Source organism: Enterobacter cloacae complex sp. 402C9 (assembly GCF_050030745.1).
Taxonomy (GTDB): domain Bacteria; phylum Pseudomonadota; class Gammaproteobacteria; order Enterobacterales; family Enterobacteriaceae; genus Enterobacter; species Enterobacter intestinihominis.
Window position 1 is genome coordinate 694,897 of sequence record NZ_JBLGUW010000001.1, and the last position, 23,989, is coordinate 718,885.

General features: G+C 54.7%; 17 protein-coding genes. 8 read left to right on the forward strand and 9 right to left on the reverse strand.

The features are described 5' to 3' along the window. Positions 1-2: 2 nt before the first annotated feature. The 4 genes from dapB to ACQG1K_RS03355 all read left to right on the forward strand — a co-directional run bounded on the left by dapB (position 3) and on the right by ACQG1K_RS03355 (position 6,086). Positions 3-824, forward strand: coding sequence for a 4-hydroxy-tetrahydrodipicolinate reductase (gene dapB, locus ACQG1K_RS03340; protein ID WP_022647011.1), 822 nt, complete (start codon positions 3-5; stop codon positions 822-824). Positions 825-1,278: 454 nt separating this feature from the next. Further along, a complete protein-coding gene (carA, locus tag ACQG1K_RS03345; RefSeq protein ID WP_023299297.1) occupies positions 1,279-2,427 on the forward strand; it encodes a glutamine-hydrolyzing carbamoyl-phosphate synthase small subunit in 1,149 nt (382 codons plus the stop codon). A gap of 18 nt (positions 2,428-2,445) precedes the next feature. After that, positions 2,446-5,670: a carbamoyl-phosphate synthase large subunit gene (gene carB, locus ACQG1K_RS03350; RefSeq protein WP_032625437.1), complete on the forward strand. Its 3,225-nt coding sequence runs from the start codon at positions 2,446-2,448 to the stop codon at positions 5,668-5,670. A gap of 182 nt (positions 5,671-5,852) precedes the next feature. Beyond that, positions 5,853-6,086: a YgdI/YgdR family lipoprotein gene (locus ACQG1K_RS03355; RefSeq protein ID WP_426720955.1), complete on the forward strand. Its 234-nt coding sequence runs from the start codon at positions 5,853-5,855 to the stop codon at positions 6,084-6,086. A gap of 48 nt (positions 6,087-6,134) precedes the next feature. Here ACQG1K_RS03355 and ACQG1K_RS03360 read toward each other — a convergent pair whose 3' ends face one another. After that, positions 6,135-9,158 (reverse strand): autotransporter outer membrane beta-barrel domain-containing protein, encoded by a 3,024-nt coding sequence (locus ACQG1K_RS03360; RefSeq protein WP_426721009.1) that lies wholly within the window; start codon positions 9,156-9,158, stop codon positions 6,135-6,137. Between the two features lie 362 nt (positions 9,159-9,520). Here ACQG1K_RS03360 and kefF point away from each other — a divergent pair, with 362 nt between their 5' ends. The 3 genes from kefF to folA all read left to right on the forward strand — a co-directional run bounded on the left by kefF (position 9,521) and on the right by folA (position 12,503). Beyond that, complete coding sequence (gene kefF / locus ACQG1K_RS03365; protein ID WP_023305423.1) at positions 9,521-10,051, forward strand: glutathione-regulated potassium-efflux system oxidoreductase KefF; 531 nt, start codon at positions 9,521-9,523, stop codon at positions 10,049-10,051. Then, entirely contained in the window at positions 10,044-11,909 is a 1,866-nt protein-coding gene (gene kefC / locus ACQG1K_RS03370) for a glutathione-regulated potassium-efflux system protein KefC (RefSeq protein WP_022647016.1), read from the forward strand. Before kefF ends, kefC begins: the two co-directional genes overlap by 8 nt. Positions 11,910-12,023: 114 nt before the next feature. Next, a complete protein-coding gene (folA, locus tag ACQG1K_RS03375; protein WP_003856431.1) occupies positions 12,024-12,503 on the forward strand; it encodes a type 3 dihydrofolate reductase in 480 nt (159 codons plus the stop codon). 39 nt (positions 12,504-12,542) lie between these two features. Here the strand turns inward: folA and apaH are convergent, their stop codons facing one another. The 6 genes from apaH to lptD are packed head-to-tail and all read right to left on the reverse strand — an operon-like array spanning position 12,543 to position 19,272. After that, positions 12,543-13,391, reverse strand: a complete 849-nt coding sequence (gene apaH, locus ACQG1K_RS03380) for a bis(5'-nucleosyl)-tetraphosphatase (symmetrical) ApaH (RefSeq protein ID WP_022647017.1) — start codon at positions 13,389-13,391, stop codon at positions 12,543-12,545. A 4-nt stretch (positions 13,392-13,395) separates the two neighbouring features. Continuing rightward, complete coding sequence (apaG, locus tag ACQG1K_RS03385) at positions 13,396-13,773, reverse strand: Co2+/Mg2+ efflux protein ApaG (RefSeq protein ID WP_003856425.1); 378 nt, start codon at positions 13,771-13,773, stop codon at positions 13,396-13,398. Between the two features lie 3 nt (positions 13,774-13,776). Continuing rightward, on the reverse strand, positions 13,777-14,598 hold the full coding sequence (rsmA, locus tag ACQG1K_RS03390) for a 16S rRNA (adenine(1518)-N(6)/adenine(1519)-N(6))-dimethyltransferase RsmA (RefSeq protein WP_003856423.1): 822 nt from the start codon (positions 14,596-14,598) through the stop codon (positions 13,777-13,779). Continuing rightward, complete coding sequence (gene pdxA, locus ACQG1K_RS03395; RefSeq protein ID WP_063200397.1) at positions 14,595-15,581, reverse strand: 4-hydroxythreonine-4-phosphate dehydrogenase PdxA; 987 nt, start codon at positions 15,579-15,581, stop codon at positions 14,595-14,597. The genes rsmA and pdxA overlap by 4 nt, the downstream gene beginning before the upstream one ends. Then, positions 15,581-16,867, reverse strand: a complete 1,287-nt coding sequence (gene surA / locus ACQG1K_RS03400; protein WP_180250646.1) for a peptidylprolyl isomerase SurA — start codon at positions 16,865-16,867, stop codon at positions 15,581-15,583. Before surA ends, pdxA begins: the two co-directional genes overlap by 1 nt. A 53-nt stretch (positions 16,868-16,920) precedes the next feature. After that, positions 16,921-19,272 (reverse strand): LPS assembly protein LptD, encoded by a 2,352-nt coding sequence (gene lptD / locus ACQG1K_RS03405; RefSeq protein ID WP_063200391.1) that lies wholly within the window; start codon positions 19,270-19,272, stop codon positions 16,921-16,923. Positions 19,273-19,511: 239 nt separating this feature from the next. Between lptD and djlA the strand changes: the two genes are divergently transcribed. Then, a complete protein-coding gene (gene djlA / locus ACQG1K_RS03410) occupies positions 19,512-20,327 on the forward strand; it encodes a co-chaperone DjlA (RefSeq protein WP_023299305.1) in 816 nt (271 codons plus the stop codon). A 31-nt stretch (positions 20,328-20,358) separates the two neighbouring features. Here the strand turns inward: djlA and rluA are convergent, their stop codons facing one another. Beyond that, complete coding sequence (rluA, locus tag ACQG1K_RS03415) at positions 20,359-21,018, reverse strand: bifunctional tRNA pseudouridine(32) synthase/23S rRNA pseudouridine(746) synthase RluA (RefSeq protein ID WP_003856412.1); 660 nt, start codon at positions 21,016-21,018, stop codon at positions 20,359-20,361. Positions 21,019-21,030: 12 nt separating this feature from the next. Then, on the reverse strand, positions 21,031-23,937 hold the full coding sequence (rapA, locus tag ACQG1K_RS03420; protein WP_023299306.1) for an RNA polymerase-associated protein RapA: 2,907 nt from the start codon (positions 23,935-23,937) through the stop codon (positions 21,031-21,033). Positions 23,938-23,989: the final 52 nt, after the last annotated feature.

A 23,989-nucleotide genomic window follows, 5' to 3' on the forward strand; every position in this document is an offset into this window, starting at 1 on the left:
CTATGCATGATGCACAGATCCGTGTCGCCATTGCGGGCGCGGGTGGACGTATGGGTCGCCAGCTGATTCAGGCGGCACTACAGATGGATGGCGTGGCACTTGGCGCGGCGCTGGAGCGTGAAGGTTCATCCCTGCTGGGCTCCGATGCGGGCGAGCTGGCAGGCGCGGGCAAGACAGGCGTTACCGTACAGAGCAACCTGGAGGCGGTGAAAGAAGACTTTGACGTGTTCATCGACTTTACCCGTCCGGAAGGCACTTTGACTCACCTGGCGTTTTGCCGCCAGCACGGTAAAGGGATGGTGATTGGCACCACCGGTTTCGATGATGCCGGTAAACAGGCCATTCAGGAAGCAGCCGCCGACATTGCAATTGTCTTCGCCGCGAACTTTAGCGTAGGCGTTAACGTTATGCTTAAACTGCTGGAAAAGGCAGCGAAGGTGATGGGCGACTATACCGACATTGAGATTATTGAAGCGCACCACCGCCATAAAGTCGATGCCCCATCTGGCACGGCGCTGGCGATGGGCGAAGCGATTGCTTATGCAATGGATAAAGATTTGAAAGACATCGCGGTCTATTCTCGCGAAGGTCACACTGGCGAGCGCGTGCCTGGCACCATTGGTTTTGCCACCGTTCGCGCGGGTGATATCGTCGGCGAACATACTGCTATGTTCGCCGATATTGGTGAAAGGGTCGAAATCACACATAAAGCATCCAGCCGCATGACGTTTGCAAACGGGGCGGTACGCTCCGCACTGTGGCTAAAAGGTAAGCCAAATGGTCTTTTTGATATGCGAGATGTGCTCGAACTCAACAATTTGTAAGCGTTATTACCCATCGTGATGTGGTTGTTGCAGTCGTAACTGTTTGATTGCATAGGGCAATATTTTATTGCCCTTTTATTTTGTCTTTTTAAAATAATTATTGTATTTAACTCATTAAAAGTAAGTGTTTTCAAGCTATTTTATGTTGCCGCACTGTAAATTTTGACCGTTTGGTCCACTTTCTATCCCCGCAAGACGACTGTTTCTTTTAAACTGCCTGCGCAAGCGGTTTCCACAGTGATTTAGTTGACCTTTTTGCCGCTTAATTTGAAATCAGGCCGTCAGGCCTGCAAAAGAATAAACAAAATCCCCGTTTTAAGTTGACTTTTACATGGCAAATCCCCAGAATGCCGCCGTTTGCCAAAAATCCGCTGGCAACACATTTGCATTGATCCATGACATGGTTATGAATTAATATGCAAATAAAGTGAGTGAATATTCTCTGGAGGGTGTTTTGATTAAGTCAGCGCTATTGGTTCTGGAAGACGGAACCCAGTTTATCGGTCGGGCCATAGGGGCAACGGGTTCGGCGGTTGGGGAAGTCGTTTTCAATACTTCAATGACCGGTTATCAAGAAATCCTCACTGATCCTTCCTATTCTCGCCAAATCGTTACTCTTACTTATCCTCATATCGGCAATGTCGGCACCAATGCGGCTGACGAAGAATCCTCTCAGGTACATGCGCAAGGCCTGGTCATTCGCGACCTGCCGCTGATTGCCAGCAACTTCCGCAACACCGAAGACCTCTCTTCTTACCTGAAGCGCCATAACATTGTGGCGATTGCCGATATCGATACCCGTAAGCTGACGCGTCTGCTGCGCGAGAAGGGTGCACAAAATGGCTGCATCATCGCAGGGGACAACCTCGATGCGGCGCTGGCGCTGGAAAAAGCGAAAGCCTTCCCGGGCCTGAACGGTATGGACCTGGCGAAAGAAGTGACTACCACAGAAGCCTACAGCTGGACGCAGGGAAGCTGGACGCTGGAAGGCGACCTGCCGGAAGCGAAACCGGAAAGCGAGCTGCCGTTCCACGTGGTGGCCTACGATTTTGGTGCCAAGCGCAACATCCTGCGTATGCTGGTTGACCGTGGCTGCCGCCTGACGGTCGTCCCGGCACAAACGTCTGCGGAAGATGTTCTGAAGATGAACCCGGACGGCATCTTCCTCTCTAACGGTCCTGGCGACCCGGCGCCGTGCGACTACGCTATCGACGCCATTAAGTCCTTCCTTGAAACCGATATCCCGGTATTCGGCATCTGTCTCGGCCATCAGCTGCTGGCGCTGGCGAGCGGAGCGAACACCGTCAAGATGAAGTTCGGCCACCATGGTGGTAACCACCCGGTGAAAGATATCGACAACAACACGGTAATGATCACCGCGCAGAACCACGGCTTCGCTGTGGATGAAGCGACGATGCCAGCTAACCTGCGCGTGACGCATAAGTCACTGTTCGATGGTACCTTGCAGGGTATCCATCGCACCGATAAGCCTGCGTTCAGCTTCCAGGGCCACCCTGAAGCCAGCCCGGGCCCACACGATGCCGCGCCGCTGTTCGATCACTTCATCGAACTTATCGAGCAATACCGTAAGACTGCTAAATAATCAGGAGCTGAGAAGACCATGCCAAAACGTACAGACATAAAAAGCATCCTGATCCTTGGCGCTGGCCCGATCGTGATCGGCCAGGCCTGCGAATTTGACTACTCCGGCGCGCAGGCGTGTAAAGCCCTGCGCGAAGAGGGTTACCGCGTCATCCTGGTCAACTCTAACCCGGCCACCATCATGACCGACCCGGAAATGGCAGATGCGACCTACATTGAGCCGATTCACTGGGAAGTGGTACGCAAAATTATCGAGAAAGAGCGTCCGGATGCGGTGCTGCCGACCATGGGCGGCCAGACGGCGCTGAACTGTGCACTGGAGCTGGAGCGTCAGGGCGTGCTGGAAGAGTTCGGCGTGACCATGATTGGTGCAACCGCCGACGCGATTGATAAAGCAGAAGACCGTCGTCGCTTCGACGTAGCAATGAAAAAAATTGGCCTCGACACCGCGCGTTCCGGTATCGCACACAATATGGAAGAAGCGCTGGCCGTCGCGGCTGACGTGGGCTATCCGTGCATCATCCGTCCATCATTCACCATGGGCGGCACCGGCGGCGGTATCGCCTACAACCGCGAAGAGTTCGAAGAGATTTGCGAACGCGGTCTGGATCTCTCCCCAACCAAAGAGCTGCTGATTGATGAATCGCTGATTGGCTGGAAAGAGTACGAGATGGAAGTGGTGCGTGATAAAAACGACAACTGCATCATCGTCTGTTCCATCGAAAACTTCGACGCGATGGGGATCCACACCGGCGACTCCATCACCGTTGCGCCAGCTCAGACGCTGACCGACAAAGAGTACCAAATCATGCGTAACGCCTCGATGGCGGTACTGCGTGAAATCGGCGTGGAAACCGGCGGCTCGAACGTGCAGTTCTCGGTGAACCCGAAAACCGGCCGTCTGATTGTTATCGAAATGAACCCGCGCGTGTCCCGTTCCTCCGCGCTGGCCTCCAAAGCCACCGGCTTCCCGATTGCGAAAGTGGCGGCGAAACTGGCGGTGGGTTACACCCTTGACGAGCTGATGAACGACATCACCGGTGGCCGCACGCCAGCGTCCTTCGAACCGTCCATCGACTACGTTGTGACTAAAATTCCTCGCTTTAACTTCGAGAAATTCGCCGGCGCGAACGACCGTCTGACTACCCAGATGAAATCCGTTGGTGAAGTCATGGCGATTGGCCGCACGCAGCAGGAATCCCTGCAAAAAGCGCTGCGTGGCCTGGAAGTGGGCGCGACCGGCTTTGACCCGAAAGTCAGCCTGGACGACCCGGAAGCACTGACCAAAATCCGCCGCGAGCTGAAAGACGCGGGCGCAGAGCGTATCTGGTACATCGCCGATGCCTTCCGTGCGGGCCTCTCCGTCGACGGCGTATTTAACCTGACTAACATCGACCGCTGGTTCCTGGTGCAGATTGAAGAGCTGGTGCGTCTGGAAGAGAAAGTGGCAGAGCTGGGCATCAACGGCCTTGACGCAGACTTCCTGCGCATGCTGAAGCGTAAAGGCTTCGCCGATGCGCGTCTGGCTAAACTGGCGGGCGTACGTGAAGCGGAGATCCGCAAGCTGCGCGACCAGTATGACCTGCACCCGGTTTACAAGCGCGTGGACACCTGTGCGGCAGAGTTCTCGACCGATACCGCGTACATGTACTCCACCTATGAAGATGAGTGCGAGGCGAACCCGTCCGTCGACCGCGACAAGATAATGGTGCTTGGCGGCGGTCCAAACCGTATCGGCCAGGGCATTGAGTTCGACTACTGCTGCGTGCATGCCTCGCTGGCGCTGCGCGAAGACGGTTACGAGACCATCATGGTCAACTGTAACCCGGAAACCGTCTCGACCGACTACGACACTTCCGACCGCCTCTACTTCGAGCCGGTAACCCTGGAAGACGTGCTTGAAATCGTGCGCATCGAGAAGCCGAAAGGCGTGATCGTGCAGTATGGCGGCCAGACTCCGCTGAAGCTGGCGCGTGCGCTGGAAGCAGCAGGTGTGCCGGTCATCGGCACCAGCCCGGACGCGATTGACCGTGCGGAAGACCGCGAGCGTTTCCAGCAGGCAGTTGATCGTCTCAAGCTGAAACAGCCGGCGAACGCCACCGTGACCGCGATTGAAATGGCCGTTGAGAAAGCGAAAGAGATTGGTTACCCGCTGGTGGTGCGTCCATCCTACGTACTGGGCGGCCGTGCGATGGAAATCGTCTATGACGAAGCCGACCTGCGTCGCTACTTCCAGACGGCGGTGAGCGTTTCCAACGATGCGCCAGTGCTGCTCGACCGCTTCCTCGACGACGCGGTTGAAGTCGACGTTGACGCTATCTGCGACGGCGAAATGGTGCTGATTGGCGGCATCATGGAGCACATCGAGCAGGCTGGTGTGCACTCCGGTGACTCCGCATGTTCTCTTCCTGCGTACACCCTGAGCCAGGAGATTCAGGATGTGATGCGTCAGCAGGTGCAGAAGCTGGCCTTCGAGCTACAGGTTCGCGGCCTGATGAACGTTCAGTTCGCAGTGAAAGACAACGAAGTTTATCTGATTGAAGTCAACCCGCGTGCGGCGCGTACCGTACCGTTCGTCTCTAAAGCGACCGGTATTCCGCTGGCGAAAGTGGCGGCGCGCGTGATGGCTGGCCAGACGCTGGCTCAGCAGGGCGTCACGAAAGAAATCATCCCGCCGTACTACTCGGTGAAAGAGGTGGTGCTGCCGTTCAACAAATTCCCGGGCGTTGACCCACTGTTAGGGCCAGAGATGCGCTCTACAGGGGAAGTGATGGGCGTGGGCCGCACCTTCGCAGAAGCGTTTGCCAAGGCACAGCTGGGCAGCAGCTCCACCATGAGAAAATCGGGCCGTGCGCTGCTCTCCGTTCGCGAAGGCGATAAAGAGCGCGTGGTTGACCTGGCCGCCAAGCTGCTTAAACAGGGCTTCGAGCTGGATGCAACCCACGGCACGGCAATTGTGCTGGGTGAAGCTGGGATCAACCCGCGTCTGGTGAACAAGGTGCATGAAGGTCGTCCGCACATTCAGGACCGTATCAAGAATGGTGAGTACACCTACATCATCAACACCACCGCAGGTCGCCAGGCGATTGAAGACTCCAAGCTGATTCGCCGCAGCGCGCTCCAGTATAAAGTGCATTACGACACCACCCTGAACGGCGGTTTCGCGACGGCCATGGCGCTGAATGCGGATGCCACCGAGAAGGTGATTTCGGTGCAGGAAATGCACGCTCAGATTAGCAAGTAATCTGCGTAGGCCCGGCAAGCGTTAGCGCCGCCGGGCAAGTGGCGGGTGGCGCTTCGCTTACCCGCCCTACGGTTTTCTTTACCCATCTTAAGAACCTTCTGGTTTTTCATCCGCTTTCAGTCAGTTAGCCTAAAATGGTTAGGTCGATAACGAAAATTCAACTGAGAGCAGGGGAAAACACCATGCAAAATAAACTACTGATCGCTTCCGTTCTGGCTGCCACTGCAATGTTCACCGTGGCGGGCTGTTCGTCAAATCAGGCCGTAAAAACCACCGATGGTAAAACTATCGTTACTGACGGGAAACCGCAGGTGGATGACGATACCAGTCTGGTATCGTACAAAAACGCCGAAACCGGTCAAACTGAACAGATTAACCGTGACCAGGTTAAATCAATGGGTGAGCTGGATAACTAAAAAAAGCAGTGGCACATGCCACTGCTTTTTTTGCGTCAGAATGATCGATTACCAGCGATGGTTTAACAAAATATGACCGCCGTAAGCGGCATAGCTGTTTTCACCCCACTCACCGCTGGCACGCAGGGAGATCGTTGTGGTTTCGTTCAGGTTGCCGGTTACGCCCAGCTCTAACTGACCACGATCTTCTGGCGTATCGTTGCTGACGGTTTCGTCGTTGAATGCCAGATCGTTTTGACCAGCACCTTTCAACCAGTTAACTGCGACGTATGGCTGCCAGGCCTTGACGTCCTTCTGCTGGAAGTAGCTTGCTTTAACGCCAAGACGACCAAAGACGCTGTCATTGTCCAGCGTGGTTACGCGTACGCCGTCGCGATCGGTGTGATTTTCCTGATCGAGATAGCTGTAGATCACCTGCGCCTGTGGCTCGATCTTCCATGTACGTTCATTTTCAGACTGGATAACCCACGCGTGGCCGACTTCAACAGACGCGGCGAAACCTTCGCTATCGTAATCTTCATCGTTACGATTGCTGGTGACTTTGTTGTTGTACCAGCTATAAGCGGCCCAGGTATCAACGTAGCTGCCCAGACGTAATTTCTGATCTTCCTGCCAGGTGGCGTAAAGCCCAACATTGAAGCCATCAACTTTACCCTGTGCGTCACGCACGTTGTGCTTCGCATCAGAGTGGGTCTTCGCCTGGCCTGCACCGAACATACCACCGGCACGCAGGATGCCGTTATCCATTGGCTTGCTCATGAAATCGCTGCCGACTTGCAGAACGGTGGTGGTGGTGTCGTAGCTGACTTTATCGCCACCCGCATCGTTCTCATGATAGCGACCCTTAACGTACATCCATGTGTTCAGATCGTCTTCATTGCGGAAAGTGAGCTGGTCGCGATCGTCGCGCTTATGCAGGAACATGCTCTGCGCGGCAAGGTAGTTACCTAAGTAAGCACCCACTTCAGGTGCCATAACTTCCGGGGCACTGTTACCGCCGTTATCGGTGTTGCCGCCGTTATCGGTGTTGCCGCCGTTGTCAGTGTTGCCGCCGTTATCGGTGTTGCCACCGTTGTCAGTGTTGCCGCCGTTATCGGTGTTGCCGCCGTTGTCAGTGTTGCCGCCGTTGTCGGTGTTACCACCATCATCGGCGTTACCACCGTCATCTGTGTTACCACCGTCATCGGTGTTACCACCATTATCGGTGTTGCCACCGCCGTCGGTGTTACCGCCGTCATCATTATTGCCACCGTCATCGGTGTCGTCGGAAGGATCATCAGAAGGCGTCGCCTTTGATTCCAGATACCAGTTTCCGTCACTGTGCTGGTAGAGGTTATACTCCCAAGCGCCTGCGACGACCGGTTTTGCCAGCGTCAGCTGGGCTTCGGAACTGCCGCCAATGCTGACAATTTCCATACCGTTAAGGGTTTGCGCGCCTGCGCCGCCAATGTTGGTAATGCTGACGCCGGACTGACCGAAGCTGCTGCCCGTAATGGTGAGGTGGTCAGTTGGTGAGTTATCTTCACCCAGAGTGCTGTTCATCACAATCTGGCTACCGTCAGAGCCGGTGTAGTCGCCATTAATCGTAAAATTATTGCCAACGCTATTATCAGCCGCACTCAGCAACAGCGTGCCGCCATTAGCCACGTTGCCGTTGATGGTATCAACACCGGAAGCGCTGAGCGTGGAATTACCCTGGACTGCATTCCATGCCGCCAGCGTACCGCCGCTAAGAATCGCGATATTGTTGTTCACTTCGCCTGCGGTGGCAAAGGTCGCGCCGTTTTCAACGGTAACGGTGGCGTTACTGCCCTTGACGCCGAGCGTTGCTCCGGTGGAGACCAGCGTGGTGCCACCGTGCAGAACCGTATTCCCTGTATAGCTATTTTTGCCTGTCAGGGTCAGCGTGTTGGAATCAACTTTTTCGACGTTACCGCTACCGGTCATGTCGGTGGCGAAAGTGAAATCGCTACCCTGATTAAAAATGACGGTACCATTGTTGGTGAGCCCACCGCTGAGCGTCGCAGTTTTTTCGCCATCGCCCAGTTGCAGCGAGGCGTCTTTGGCCACCCGCGTATTACCGGTATTCGATACCGCACCCGACAGGGTTAACGCGCCAGTCTCTATCAGCAAGGAGTCGCCAGAGCCAATAATGTCGAGATCGCCCGACAGTGCCCAGCTTTCACCCTCCATTTTTACGCTGGCAAAACCGTCGCCTTCATTCAGACCCACGAAGTTACTGTCTTCTGTACCGGTGCCGATCAGAGTGAGAGTGTTTCCCATGGAATTGGTGGAAATAACGTTACCGATAAGAGTGGAACCCGTATCAAGTACCAGGGTGTTATTTTTATTGCTGGCGAACATAATAGCCGCAGTATCGCCACTAATCGTTCCGCTATTCGTAATATCTACTTTTGCCGTATCTTTTACATTAATGCCGTTCTGGGTTCCTTGTACGGTACCACTGTTTAATATCTTTGTATTGCCAGTGCCTAGTGTGATAGCGTCACCGCTTGTACCAATAATTGCACCACTGTTATTAATGCCAATGCCAGTCTGAGAACTCAGGCCTGTTTTTCCTTTTATCACTCCAGTGCTGGTGTTGGTAATATTTACTGCTGAGGAGCTTTCACTGACATAAATGCCATTTTCCGCACCGATGATATTTCCATTGTTGTTGAAATCGCCGAGTAATGACTGAATATTGACAGCATTCGCTGTGGTGGAAGAAATGGTTGCACCACTGTCATTGTTAATAACTACACGTTGCGCGCCAGTATTAATATCCAGGCCAGTTCCTGTACCGGAAATATTTCCTTTGTTAGTGACATTATCGATCGCAAACCCAGAGACCGATACCGCCGCTTCACTACCGGCGGAGGAGATCGTCACGTTTTTATTAATAATATATTCAGCATCGGCTGAGAAATCTTGAGGAACAGAAGTTGATTGGTCAATCGTTGCAGAAAACGCAACCGCAGGGGTGCATATCAACAAGGCAGGAAATATCTTTCCAAGAGTTTTGGTTGTATGATTTAATCTAAAGAAATTGTTGCTCATGTACACATCCATTTGAGTGAGAAGGAACATTAGATAACGTGCGTAAAACGTATTTAGTCCGTCTTAAAGCGTGAGCTTAAAACAAAAAAGCATAAAATTATTATTTTTTCAATGGGTTATGTACAGGTTGATTTATTAAATAATGACTTAAGTTTCTCTAAAAATATCTGATGATAATATGAATGGCCATAACTATTTTGTAGGATGAATTTGTCTCGCGTATCGCTCTTCGTGTTTAGCGCCACTGTCGCTGGTAAGGTGGGATGGGTTGCCAATACTTGCGTTTTACTTTTAACCGTTAGATAGCCCCTTTAAGTCGGGGTGGTAACTGTCTACACTCAATGCTACAAGAAAAGTAAAAGACAGGCATATTCATGGTTCTGATAATTTATGCGCATCCCTATCCGCAACATTCGCATGCGAATAAACGGATGCTTGAGCAGGCAAGGACGCTCGAAAACGTTGAGATACGTTCCCTCTATCAACTCTATCCTGATTTCAGTATCGATGTCGCCGCCGAACAGGAGGCGCTCTCTCGTGCCGATCTGATCGTCTGGCAGCATCCGATGCAGTGGTACAGCACACCTCCGCTGCTGAAATTGTGGATCGATAAAGTCTTGTCGCACGGTTGGGCATACGGACATAACGGCAAAGCGCTTCAGGGAAAAAGCCTGATGTGGGCTGTAACCACCGGTGGGGGTGAAAGCCACTTTGAGATTGGCGCTTTCCCCGGATTTGACGTGCTGGCGCAGCCGCTCCAGGCTACCGCCCTTTACTGTGGCCTGAACTGGCTTCCGCCTTTTGCAATGCACTGTACCTTTGTCTGCGACGATGAAACCTTGCAGGCGCAGGCTCGTCACTACAAACAACGCTTACTCGAGTGGCAGGAGGGGCACAATGGATAGCCATACGATGATACAGGCGCTGATTTACCTCGGCGCGGCGGCATTAATTGTGCCCGTGGCGGTCCGTCTGGGGCTGGGCTCGGTGCTCGGCTATCTGATTGCCGGGTGTGTGATTGGCCCCTGGGGCTTTCGGCTGGTGACTGATGCCGAGTCAATCCTGCATTTTGCGGAAATCGGCGTGGTGCTGATGCTGTTTGTGATTGGCCTGGAATTGGATCCGCAGCGGCTGTGGAAACTGCGCGCCTCGGTGTTTGGCGGTGGCGCTTTGCAAATGCTGGCCTGCGGTCTGCTGTTGGGCGGGTTCTGCATTTTGCTGGGGATGGAGTGGAAAGTCGCAGAGCTGATCGGCATGACGCTGGCGCTCTCCTCGACGGCGATTGCCATGCAGGCAATGAACGAACGTAACCTGACGGTCTCGCAAATGGGGCGCAGCACCTTCTCCGTACTGCTGTTCCAGGATATTGCCGCCATCCCGCTGGTAGCGATGATCCCGCTGCTGGCAACCAGCGGCGCTTCAACGACGCTGGGGGCATTTGCCTTATCTGCGCTGAAGGTTGTCGGTGCGCTGGCGCTGGTAATTCTTCTGGGGCGCTACGTAACGCGTCCGTTGCTGCGCTTTGTGGCTCGCTCTGGCCTGCGCGAAGTATTCAGCGCCGTTGCGTTATTCCTGGTGTTTGGTTTTGGATTGCTGCTTGAAGAGGCTGGGCTGTCGATGGCGATGGGCGCTTTCCTCGCAGGGGTCTTACTGGCAAGCTCCGAATATCGTCACGCGCTGGAAAGCGATATCGAGCCGTTTAAAGGATTGCTGCTTGGGCTGTTTTTCATCGGCGTCGGGATGTCTATCGACTTCGGGACGCTGGTAACCCACCCGCTGCGCATCATCATTCTGCTGGTGGGTTTCCTGGTCATTAAAATGGCGATGCTGTGGCTGATTGCCCGACCGTTAAACGTGCCAAAACCGCAACGCCGTTGGTTTGCCGTGCTGCTGGGGCAGGGGAGTGAGTTTGCTTTCGTGGTCTTCGGCGCAGCGCAAATGGCAAATGTACTCGATCCGGAATGGGCAAAAGCGCTGACGCTGGCGGTCGCGCTGTCGATGGCCGCAACGCCAATTCTGCTGGTGCTGCTGACGCGTCTGGAAAAAACGGGAAGCGAACAGGAGCGAGAAGCCGATGAGATCGACGAGGAGCAGCCGCGCGTGATCATCGCCGGATTTGGCCGCTTCGGGCAGATCGCCGGCCGTTTACTGCTCTCCAGCGGTGTGAAAATGGTTATCCTCGATCACGATCCTGACCATGTTGATACGCTGCGTAAATTCGATATGAAAGTGTTTTACGGTGATGCGACCCGGGCGGACCTGCTGGAATCCGCCGGGGCGGCGAAAGCCGAGGTGCTGATTAACGCCATCGACGATCCTGAGACCAGCATGCAGATGGTTGAGCTGGTTAAAGAGCATTTTCCGCATCTGACCATTATCTCACGTGCGCGCGATGTGGATCACTACATCCAGCTGCGTCAGGCGGGGGTGGCAGCCCCTGAACGTGAAACCTTCGAAGGGGCGCTCAAATCTGGCCGCATGGCGCTGGAAAGTCTGGGGCTTGGTGCGTATGAAGCGCGTGAACGTGCCGATCTGTTCCGCCGCTTTAACCATGAGATGGTTGAAGAGATGGTGGCGATGGCGAGCAGTACGGCAACCGAACGCGCAGCGGTGTTTAAACGCACCAGCACCATGCTGACGGAAATCATCAACGAGGATCGTAATCACCTGTCGCTGGTTCAGCGCCACGGCTGGCAGGGGACGGAAGAGGGCAAGCATACCGGCGATCCTGCGGATGAACCGGAGAGTAAACCCTCTGCGTGAAGTGGAGTTGCCAGCAATATTAAAAAATTTCTAATTCTTTACCCTGCCGCCAGTCGACGAAAGATTAAGCTTTCCGTATAGTGGCGGCAATTTTTTGCATCCGGGAAATTTTCAATGATCAGTCTGATTGCAGCGCTGGCGGTAGACCGCGTTATCGGCATGGAAAACGCCATGCCGTGGAACCTGCCTGCCGATCTCGCATGGTTTAAACGTACTACGTTAAACAAGCCGGTAGTGATGGGCCGCCTGACCTGGGAGTCGATTGGTCGTCCATTGCCGGGTCGTAAGAATATTGTGATCAGTAGCCAGCCGGGCACTGACGATCGCGTGCAGTGGGTGAAATCCGTTGATGAAGCGATTGCCGCCTGCGGCGATGCCGAAGAGATCATGGTGATCGGTGGTGGTCGCGTGTATGAGCAGTTCCTGCCAAAAGCGCAGAAACTGTATCTGACGCACATTGATGCGGAAGTGGAAGGGGATACCCATTTTCCGGATTACGATCCGGACGAGTGGGAGTCCGTATTCAGTGAGTTTCACGATGCGGATGCGCAGAACTCGCACAGCTACTGCTTCGAAATTCTGGAACGTCGTTAACGTTTTTATCCTCTCCCCAAAGGGAGAGGATAAACATCTTCAGGAGGCGACCGCCTCTCCCTCGCCTAAATCCAGCTGTCGGTTGGATGGCTGGACAAAGTAGGTTTTATCTTCCCAGCGTAAGCAGGTTAAATCCCCGCCCCAGCAGCATCCGGTATCCAGCGCATAGATATTTTCCGGGGTGCCTTTTCCTTCCAGTGATGCCCAGTGCCCAAATACCACGCTATATTCGTTTGTCACGGGGCCCGGAATCGCAAACCATGGCTTAAGCGGCGCAGGGGCATTTTCCGGCGTATCTTTGCAATACATATCCAGCTGCCCGTTCGGGAAGCAGTAGCGCATCCGCGTAAAGGCATTGGTGATAAAACGTAGCCGCGCCAGGCCGCTGAGGTCATCACTCCAGTTATTCGGCATGTCGCCGTACATCGCATCAAGGAAGAACGGGTAGGAGTCGCTCGCCAGCACCGCTTCGGCGTCGCGCGCACAGGTTTTTGCCGTCTCAAGATCCCACTGAGGCGTGATGCCGGCATGAGCCATCACCAGCTTTTTCTCTTCGTCAATCTGTAGCAGTGGCTGGCGACGCAGCCAGTTGAGCAACTCATCGGCATCCGGTGCTTCCAGCAGGGGGGTAATGCGATCTTTCGGCTTATTACGGCTGATCCCGGCGTATACGGCCAGCAGATGCAGATCGTGGTTGCCCAGTACCAGCCGCACGCTGTCGCCCAGAGATTTGACGTAACGCAGGACGTCAAGGGAGCCAGGGCCGCGCGCCACTAAATCGCCTGTAAGCCAGAGCGTGTCCTGCCCGGGAGTAAAATCGACCTGTTTTAATAATGCGATCAGTTCATCGTAGCAACCGTGAACGTCGCCAATCAGATATGTAGACATTAGATTAATGAATAAGTGTAGGTACGGCGAGACGGAACACAGGAATAGCAATGCGGAAAGCATTACCGTCGGCATCGACCATTTCGTAATGGCCTTGCATGGTACCCAGTGGCGTTTCAATGACCGCACCGCTGGTGTACTGATACTCTTCGCCAGGGGCGATATGGGGTTGTTCACCGACCACACCTTCACCCTGGACTTCAATTTCGCGGCCATTGCCGTTGGTGATAAGCCAGTAGCGCCCGAGCAGTTGCACAGGCATCCGCCCCAGATTGCGAATGGTTACGGTATAAGCAAAGACAAAACGTTCTTCATCCGGTGTGGATTGGGACTCAATGTAGACGCTTTGAACCTGAACACAGACGCGGGGCGAATCAATCATGGCTTAGCTCTCCTTCGGCGGCGCATTGTCGCTGATGTAATTAGCCAGCTTGCAGTACTGCTCTACGGAAATATTTTCCGCACGCATTGCCGGGTCGATGCCCAACTCAGCTAATACGTCAACGGTAAACAGATTGCCAAGGCTGTTACGAATCGTTTTACGGCGCTGGTTAAAGGCTTCTGTCGTGATACGGCTCAGCACGCGCAGGTCTTTGACCGGATACGGCATCGTTTTATGTGGCACCAGGCGCACAACCGCAGAATCCACTTTTGGTGGTGGCGTGAACGCGGAAGGCGGCACTTCTAATACCGGGATCACGTTGCAGTAATATTGCGCCATCACGCTTAAACGACCATACGCTTTACTGTTCGGCCCTGCAACCAGACGGTTAACGACCTCTTTTTGCAACATGAAGTGCATGTCGGCAATGGCATCAGTATAGCTAAACAGATGGAACATCAGCGGGGTGGAGATGTTGTACGGCAGGTTACCGAACACGCGCAGCGGCTGTCCCATTTTTTCTGACAGTTCGCCAAAGTTCATGGTCATCGCATCCTGCTGATAAATCGTCAGCTTCGGCCCGAGGAAAGGGTGCGTTTGCAGACGCGCGGCCAGATCGCGGTCGAGTTCGATAACGGTCAGTTCGTCAAGGCGTTCGCCTACCGGCTCGGTCAGCGCGGCAAGACCCGGGCCGATTTCGACCATGGCCTGGCCTTTCTGCGGATTAATGGCAGAAACGATACTGTCGATCACAAACTGATCGTTGAGGAAGTTTTGCCCGAAGCGTTTACGGGCTAAGTGGCCCTGATGGACTCGATTAGTCATTGAGTATTAACAATCATTTTGATGGCGAGATTAAGCGCCGTGATAAAACTGCCGACATCTGCTTTTCCCTGGCCTGCCAGATCCAGCGCAGTACCGTGGTCAACGGACGTTCGAATAAAGGGTAAGCCGAGGGTGATATTCACCCCGCGACCAAATCCCTGGTATTTTAGCACGGGCAGACCCTGATCGTGGTACATCGCGAGTACGGCATCGGCTTTATCCAGGTATTTGGGCTGGAAAAGGGTGTCGGCAGGCAGTGGCCCGCTGAGGTTCATCCCCTTCGCCCGCATCTCCTCAAGCACCGGAATGATGGTGTCGATCTCTTCAGTGCCCATATGTCCGCCCTCACCCGCGTGCGGATTCAGGCCGCAAACCAGCACATGCGGCTGCGGAATACCGAATTTGGTTTGCAGATCGTGATGCAAAATGCCAATGATCTCACGCAGGAGTTCAGGCGTAATGGCATCCGGAATGGCTTTGATCGGCAGGTGCGTTGTTACCAGCGCAACGCGCATTGCTTCGGTTGCCAGCATCATCACCACTTTCGGGCTGTGCGAACGCTCTTCGAAAAATTCGGTATGCCCGGTAAACGGAATGCCCGCGTCGTTGATTACGCCTTTATGCACCGGACCGGTGATCAGGGCTGCAAATTCGCCCTGAAGGCAACCTTCACAGGCGCGCACCAGCGTCTCGACAACGTAGTGGCCGTTTTCGATGTGTAACTCACCGGGGACAACAGGTGCACGGAGCGGAACAGAAAGCAGGGTGAGAGTACCAGCCTGCTGCGGTGCGGGCTGTTGACCTTCAACGTAAGGGAGGAGCGTTAAAGGCAGACCGAGCAAGGCTGCCCGGTCTTGTAACAGTGTTGCATCTGCGCAAACAACCAACTCTACCGGCCAGCTGCGCTGGGCGAGCTGAACCACAAGGTCAGGCCCAATCCCGGCGGGTTCGCCGGGAGTGATCACAACACGATGCGGTTTCATTAGTTGCTCAACACTTTCACGTAAGCGCTGGCGCGTTGTTCCTGCATCCAGGTTGCGGCTTCTTCAGAGAACTTACGGTTAAACAGCATCCGATACGCACGATCTTTCTGCGCCGCGTCGGTTTTGTCCACGTTGCGCGTGTCAATCAGCTGGATCAGATGCCAGCCGAAGGAGGAGTGCACTGGCGCGCTCATCTGACCCTTATTCAGCTTCATTAACGCATCGCGGAAAGCTGGATCGTAAATATCCGCTGCCGCCCAACCCAGGTCACCGCCCTGGTTTGCAGAGCCAGGATCCTGAGAGAACTCTTTTGCCGCTTTATCGAAGGTGGTTTTACCGCTCTTGATGTCTGCGGCGATCTGTTCCAGCTTCGCACGGGCCTGATCGTCAGTCATGATCGGAGACGGTTTGAGCAGGATATGGCGCGCATGCACTTCGGTAACCGAAATGTTCTGGCTCTGACCGCGCAGGTCGTTCACTTTCAGAATGTGGAAGCCCACACCGGAACGGATTGGACCGACGATGTCGCCTTTCTTCGCCGTGCTCAGCGCCTGGGCAAACAGGGATGGCAGCTCCTGAATACGGCCCCAGCCCATCTGGCCGCCTTTCAGCGCCTGCTGGTCAGCAGAGTAGGTGATCGCCAGTTTGCCGAAGTCATCGCCATTACGCGCCTGCTCAACGATAGCGCGCGCCTGACTTTCCGCCTCAGCCGCCTGATCGGAGGTTGGGTTTTCCGGCAGTGGGATCAGGATGTGGCTCAGGTTAAGTTCAGTGCTGGCATCATTCTGATTACCCACCTGTTTCGCCAGGGCATCCACTTCCTGAGGCAGGATGGTGACGCGGCGACGGACTTCATTGTTACGCACTTCTGAAATCAGCATCTCTTTACGGATCTGATTACGGTAGGTGGCATAGCTGATGCCGTCATAGGCCAGGCGGCTACGCATCTGGTCCGGGGTAATGTTGTTCTGCTTTGCAATGTTAGCGATCGCCTGATCGAGCTGCTCGTCAGAGATCTTCACACCCATTTTCTGGCCCATTTGCAGGACAATCTGATCCATGATCAGACGTTCCAGGATCTGGTGGCGCAGCGTAGCGTCATCCGGAAGTTGTTGACCTGCCTGGCCCGAGTTGAGCTTTACAGATTTCATCAAACCGTCAACGTCACTTTCAAGCACGACGCCGTTGTTAACCACAGCCGCGACTTTATCGACAACCTGTGGGGCCGCGAAGCTGGTATTCGCAACCATAGCGACACCGAGTAGCAGCGTTTTCCAGTTCTTCATACTTTTTCCATTTCAATTAACCGCAAAGCGGATTACGTTGTAAATCAAGCACATTACAATGAACTACGATACGGCAGAATGTTCGAGCGCAGCATCTGCTGCGTGCCCAGACCGTAGTTAGAGCTCAGCCCGCGCAACTCGATATTAAAGCCAATCACGTTATCGTATTTGCCCTGACTGTTTTGCGTATCCCAGCCGTTAAGTTTGCGTTCGTAACCGACACGTATTGCGTAACAGCAGGAGTTATATTGCAGACCCAGCATCTGGTCAGCAGGTTTTTGGGCATTCGTGTCATAGTAGTAGGCTCCGACGACTGACCAACGATCGGCGATCGGCCAGCTCGCGGCGGTACCCACCTGTGAAATACCGTCTTTGTATTGGTCTGTATTCGCATAGTTTGGCAATGTCGCCTGGATATACTCCGGGCTGGCGTAACGGTACGTCAACTGCAACATGCGATCTTCATCACGACGATATTCGATGGCAGCGCTGCCCGTCGCGATATTGTCCAGTCGTGTATCGTACTGAACACCACCGCGCAGACCCCAACGATCCGTCATACGCCAGTAGGTGTCGCCCGCCCATACCAGTGAGCCCGTTTTGTTGTCTTTCTCCCAGTTAATGTCGTCATCACCGGTACGAGACTCGGTGAAATAGTAGATTTGACCAACAGAAACGTTAAAACGTTCAACGGCAGCATCATCATAAACGCGCGTTGTGACGCCGGTCGTTAACTGGTTAGCAGACGCAATACGGTCAAGGCCGCCGTAGGTACGATCGCGGAACAGGCCGCTGTAGTCTGATTGCAGGAAGGACGAGTCGTAGTTTTGAATTTTGCTCTGATCGCGATAAGGCACGTACAGATACTGCATACGTGGCTCAAGCGTCTGGGTGTATCCATCCGCGAGAAGAGCCATGTCACGTTCGAAAATCAGCTTCCCGTCCATTTTGAACTGCGGAAGCGTACGGTTTACCGACTCTTCAAGATCGGTGCCATAGCGTTTGTTATACCAGTCCAGATTTTTCTGCTGATAGTGGGTGGCCATCAGCTTGGCTTCGGTATTCAGGCTTGCCCAGTCGTTTGACCACGGCAGATTGATCGTCGGCTCGATATGCAGACGCGTTGATTCCGGCATATCCGAGTTGGTGTTGACGAAATGGACCGCCTGAGCGTAAACGTGCGTGTCGAAAGGACCCACATCGTTCTGGTACCAGTTCACGTCCAGCTGCGGCTCTGCACCGTAGGTGCTGTTTGTTTGCGTATCAAACACCTGGAACTGCTTGGTCGACACCGTTGCGTCAAAATTTTCAATGGCGTAGCCCACGCTGAATATCTGCGTGGCGTAACCGTCGGTACTGGACCCGTATTTAGAGTCGAAGTCGTTGAAGTAATACGGATCGCTGACTTTGGTGTAGTCGATGTTGAAGCGCCAAACCTGATCCATTACCCCGGCGTGCTGCCAGTAGTACATCCAGCGGTGCTTATCACCTTCGCTCGGATGTTCGTCCTGGAACTCCTTATCTGATGGCAGATAATCAAACTCCATCAGGCCCGCGCCCGCTTTGGTCAGATAGCGGAATTCGTTCTCCCACATGATGTTACCGCGCTTATGGATGTAGTGCGGCGTGATCGTGGCGTCCATGTTGGGCGCAATGTTCCAGTAGTACGGCAGGTAGAACTCAAAGTAGTTCGACGTGCTGTACTTGGCGTTCGGGATCAGGAAGCCTGAACGACGTTTGTCACCCACAGGCAGTTGCAGGTAAGGACTATAGAAAATGGGCACCGGGCCGAGTTTAAAACGGGCGTTCCAGATCTCTGCAACCTGTTCTTCACGGTCGTGGATCACTTCGCTGCCCACAACGCTCCAGGTATTTGACCCTGGCAAACAGGACGTAAACGAGCCGTTTTCGAGAATGGTGTAGCGGTTCTCGCCGCGCTGCTTCATCAGGTCTGCGGTACCGCGCCCCTGACGACCGACCATCTGATAATCACCTTCCCAGACGTTGGTGTCTTTGGTATTCAGATTCGACCAGGCTTTCGGACCTTTCAGGATGACCTGATTGTCGTCATAGTGCACATTACCCAGCGCATCCACCGTACGGACAGGCGCCTGAGCACCTTCCGGCTGCTTCTGGTGCAATTGCACTTCGTCAGCCAGCAGACGGCTGTTTCCCTGGTTAATATCGACATTGCCCGTAAAGGTTGCATTGTCAGGATAATTACCTTTTGCGCTGTCGGCATTAATGGTGACGGGTAAGTCATTCGTATCGCCTTTCACCAGTGGGCGATTGTAACTTGGGACGCCAAGCATACACTGCGAGGCGAGATCGGCTGCGAGCCCCTGTTGGCTGTACAGGGCGGTGCCAATCATTGTGGCCAGAAGGGTGGGGATACGTTTTTTCATACGTTGTATTTTATTGTTCCGTCATCAGTGGCTACGGCTTACAAACGCTCAGAGACTATCTTACTCATCAGCGCAGTACCAGCGTTAATCCTGCCCGTTTGCGCGCCAGAGTGTTAGGCTCGCTATCGAATGACGAGTATGATAATGCAAATTATAGGCGATGTCCCTCAATTGACCGTGGCGCGACCACTGTAATGATGGCGTTGCGTCGGCCAGGAACATGACCATTCGGGGAGTATATGCAGTATTGGGGTAAAATAATCGGCGTTGCGTTCGCAATTATTATGGGTGCCGGATTCTGGGGTGTTGTTCTTGGCCTCATTATCGGCCATATGTTTGATAAAGCACGCAGCCGCAAAATGGCCTGGTTTGCCAACCAGCGCGAGCGCCAGTCACTCTTTTTCTCCACCACCTTCGAGGTGATGGGGCACTTAACCAAATCAAAAGGGCGCGTAACGGAAGCCGATATTCAGGTTGCCAGCGTCTTTATGGATCGCATGAATCTGCACGGCGAATCCCGCGTCGCGGCGCAGAATGCATTCCGGATTGGTAAAGCGGATAACTACCCGCTGCGTGAAAAAATGCGGCAGTTCCGTAGCATCTGCTTCGGGCGCTTTGATTTAATTCGGATGTTTCTGGAAATTCAAATCCAGGCCGCCTTCGCGGATGGCTCTCTGCATCCGAATGAACGGGACGTCCTGTATGTGATTGCTGAAGAGCTGGGCATTTCCCGCATGCAGTTCGATCAGTTCCTGCGCATGATGCAGGGCGGCGCGCACTTTGGCGGCGGTTATCAACAGCAATCGTCCGGTGGCGGGTGGCAGCAGGCGCAGCGTGGCCCTACGCTTGAAGATGCCTGTAATGTCCTCGGCGTGAAGCCCTCTGACGATGTCACGACCATCAAACGCGCCTATCGTAAGCTGATGAGCGAGCACCATCCGGATAAGCTGGTGGCGAAAGGCCTGCCGCCTGAGATGATGGAGATGGCGAAACAGAAAGCGCAGGAAATCCAGAAAGCCTACGAGCTGATTAAAGAGCAGAAAGGTTTTAAATAAAAAAATGGCCCGACAGTGTCGGGCCATTTTTTCAGAAGTCCACCGGGGCTTTGAACGTCATGGCGTTGCCGAAAGCAGGGTGGGTGATGGTGAGCGTCTGCGCATGCAGTTGCAGGCGCGGCGCTAACGCCAGCGCTTCCGGCGGCGCATAGAATCTGTCACCCAGAATCGGGTGACCCATCGCAAGCATATGCACACGCAGCTGGTGGGAGCGCCCGGTAATCGGCTTCAGCAGGACGCGCGCGGTATTATCCGGCGCGTACTCCAGCACTTCATACTCGGTCTGCGCAGCCTTGCCGGTTTCATAACACACCTTCTGCTTTGGCCGGTTCGGCCAGTCGCAAATCAGCGGTAAATCCACCAGCCCTTCCGCCTGCGCCGGATGGCCCCACACGCGGGCGACATACTGCTTCTTCGGCTCACGCTCGCGGAACTGACGCTTCAGCTCACGTTCTGCCGCCTTATTAAGAGCCACCACAATCACGCCGCTGGTCGCCATATCCAGACGATGGACAGACTCGGCCTGGGGATAATCGCGCTGGATACGCGTCATCACGCTGTCTTTATGCTCTTCCAGACGCCCCGGCACGGACAACAGGCCGCTCGGCTTGTTAACCACCATAATGTGCTCGTCCTGATACAGAATGACCAGCCACGGATCCATCGGGGGATTGTAGGGCTCCATTACCATTTTGCGCTCCGCTTACTGATGCGTCACAACGATAAGACGCAGGGCGTCGAGACGCCATCCCGCCTGATTCAGGCTTTCCAGCACCTGCTGGCGGTTGCTCTCAATTGCGGCCAGCTCATCGTCACGAATGTTCGGGTTTACCGCTTTCAACGCTTCCAGACGCGACAGCTCGGCAGAAAGCTTCTCATCGGCTTCGCTGCGCGCCGCATCAATCAGCACTCTGGCCGCTTTTTCGGCCTGGGTTTCACCCAGTTGCAGAATGGCATGCACGTCCTGTTGCACCGCATTCACCAGCTTGCTGCCGGTATGGCGGTTCACCGCGCTCAACTGACGGTTGAAGCTTTCAAACTCCACCTGGCCGGCCAGATTCGTACCGTTTTTATCCAGCAGCAGACGCACCGGCGTTGGCGGGAGGAAGCGGTTAAGCTGAAGCTGTTTCGGCGCCTGCGCTTCCACAACGTAGATCAGCTCCACCAGCAGCGTGCCCACAGGCAAGGCTTTGTTCTTCAACAGGGAAATGGTGCTGCTGCCGGTATCGCCGGAGAGGATCAGATCCAGACCGTTGCGGATCAGCGGGTGCTCCCAGGTAATGAACTGTGCGTCTTCGCGGGACAGCGCCACATCACGCTCAAAGGTGATTGTGCAGCCGTCTTCCGGCAGGCCCGGGAAATCCGGCACCAGCATATGATCGGACGGGGTCAGCACGATCATGTTCTCGCCGCGATCGTCCTGGTTTATACCGACGATGTCGAACAGATTCATGGAGAAGCTGATCAGGCTGGTGTCGTCGTCCTGCTCTTCAATGCTTTCGGCCAGCTGCTGCGCTTTTTCACCGCCGTTGGAGTGGATCTCCAGCAGGCGATCGCGACCCTGCTCCAGCTGCGCTTTCAGTGCGTCGTGCTTCTCACGGCAGGATTTAATCAGCTCATCGAAGCCCTCACTATTTTCAGGCGCGGCCAGGTAACCGATCAGATCGCCATGGACCTGATCGTAAATGGTGCGGCCGGTCGGGCAGGTGTGTTCAAACGCGTCCAGCCCTTCGTGGTACCAGCGCACCAGCACGGACTGGGCGGTTTTCTCCAGATACGGCACGTGGATCTGAATATCGTGCGCCTGCCCGATACGATCCAGACGGCCGATACGCTGCTCCAGCAGATCCGGGTTAAACGGCAGATCGAACATCACCAGATTGCTGGCGAACTGGAAGTTACGGCCTTCAGAACCGATTTCAGAGCACAGCAGAACCTGCGCGCCGCTGTCCTCTTCACCAAACCAGGCTGCTGCACGATCGCGCTCAACTATGGACATGCCTTCGTGGAACACGGCGGCGCGAATGCCTTCGCGCTCACGCAGAACCTGCTCCAGCTGCAATGCGGTAGCGGCTTTGGCGCAGATCACCAGCACTTTCTGGGAACGGTGAGCGGTGAGGTAGCCCATCAACCACTCCACGCGCGGATCGAAGTTCCACCAGGTGCCGGTGTCGCCTTCGAATTCCTGATAAATCTGCTCCGGGTAGAGCATGTCGCGCGCGCGATCTTCCGCAGATTTACGGGTACCCATAATGCCGGAGACTTTAATCGCCGTCTGGTACTGGGTCGGCAGCGGCAGTTTGATGGTGTGCAGCTCGCGTTTCGGGAAGCCTTTCACGCCGTTACGGGTGTTACGGAACAGCACGCGGCTGGTACCGTGGCGATCCATCAGCATGTCGATCAGCTCTTTACGCGCGGATCCCGCATTATCGCTGTCGCTGTTCGCGGCCTGAAGCAGCGGCTCAATATCCTGCTCGCCAATCAGATCGCTGAGAGTGTTAAGCTCATCATTAGAGAGACGATTACCGGCCAGCAGCAGCGCGACGGCGTCCGCCACCGGGCGGTAGTTTTTCTGCTCTTCAACAAACTGCTCAAAATCGTGGAAACGGTTGGGATCGAGCAGACGCAGACGGGCGAAGTGGCTCTCAAGACCCAGCTGCTCCGGCGTGGCGGTCAGGAGCAGAACGCCCGGTACGCGCTCGGCAAGCTGCTCAATCGCCATGTATTCACGGCTTGGCGCGTCTTCGCTCCAGACGAGGTGGTGCGCTTCGTCGACGACCATCAGATCCCATTCAGCGTCGCACAGATGCTCCAGGCGCTGCTTGCTACGGCGCACGAAGTCCAGGGAACAAATGACCAGCTGTTCGGTTTCAAACGGGTTGTCCGCGTCGTGCTGGGCTTCGGCATAGCGCTCATCGTCGAACAGGGAGAAGCGCAGGTTAAAGCGGCGCAGCATTTCAACCAGCCACTGATGTTGCAGCGTTTCTGGAACCACAATCAGCACGCGCTCGGCAGCGCCAGAGAGCAGCTGCTGGTGCAGGATCATGCCTGCTTCGATGGTTTTACCCAGGCCCACTTCGTCAGCCAGCAGCACGCGAGGCGCATGGCGACGGCCCACGTCATGGGCGATATTCAGCTGATGGGGAATAAGGCTGGTACGCTGACCGCGCAGGCCGCTCCACGGCATGCGGTACTGCTCACTCTGGAACTTACGCGCGCGGTAGCGCAGGGAGAAGCGATCCATTCGGTCGATTTGCCCGGCAAACAGACGGTCCTGTGGCTTACTGAACACCAGTTTGCTGTCGAGCAGCACTTCACGCAGGATGACATTTGTCTCGTCGGTATCAAGACGCGTTCCGATGTAGGCGAGCAGTCCATTCTCTTCTTTTACGTCTTCAACCTTCAGTTGCCAGCCGTCATGGCTGGTCACGGTATCACCCGGATTGAACATTACGCGGGTAACAGGGGAGTCATTGCGAGCGTACAGGCGGTTTTCACCGGTAGCAGGGAAAAGGAGGGTAACCATGCGCGCATCGACGGCAACGACGGTTCCTAATCCAAGTTCGCTTTCTGTATCGCTGATCCAGCGTTGACCAAGTGTAAAAGGCATAGTTGTTCGGCTCTAATCTTTAATTGCAGGCAATAGTTCGACCCCGTCAAAA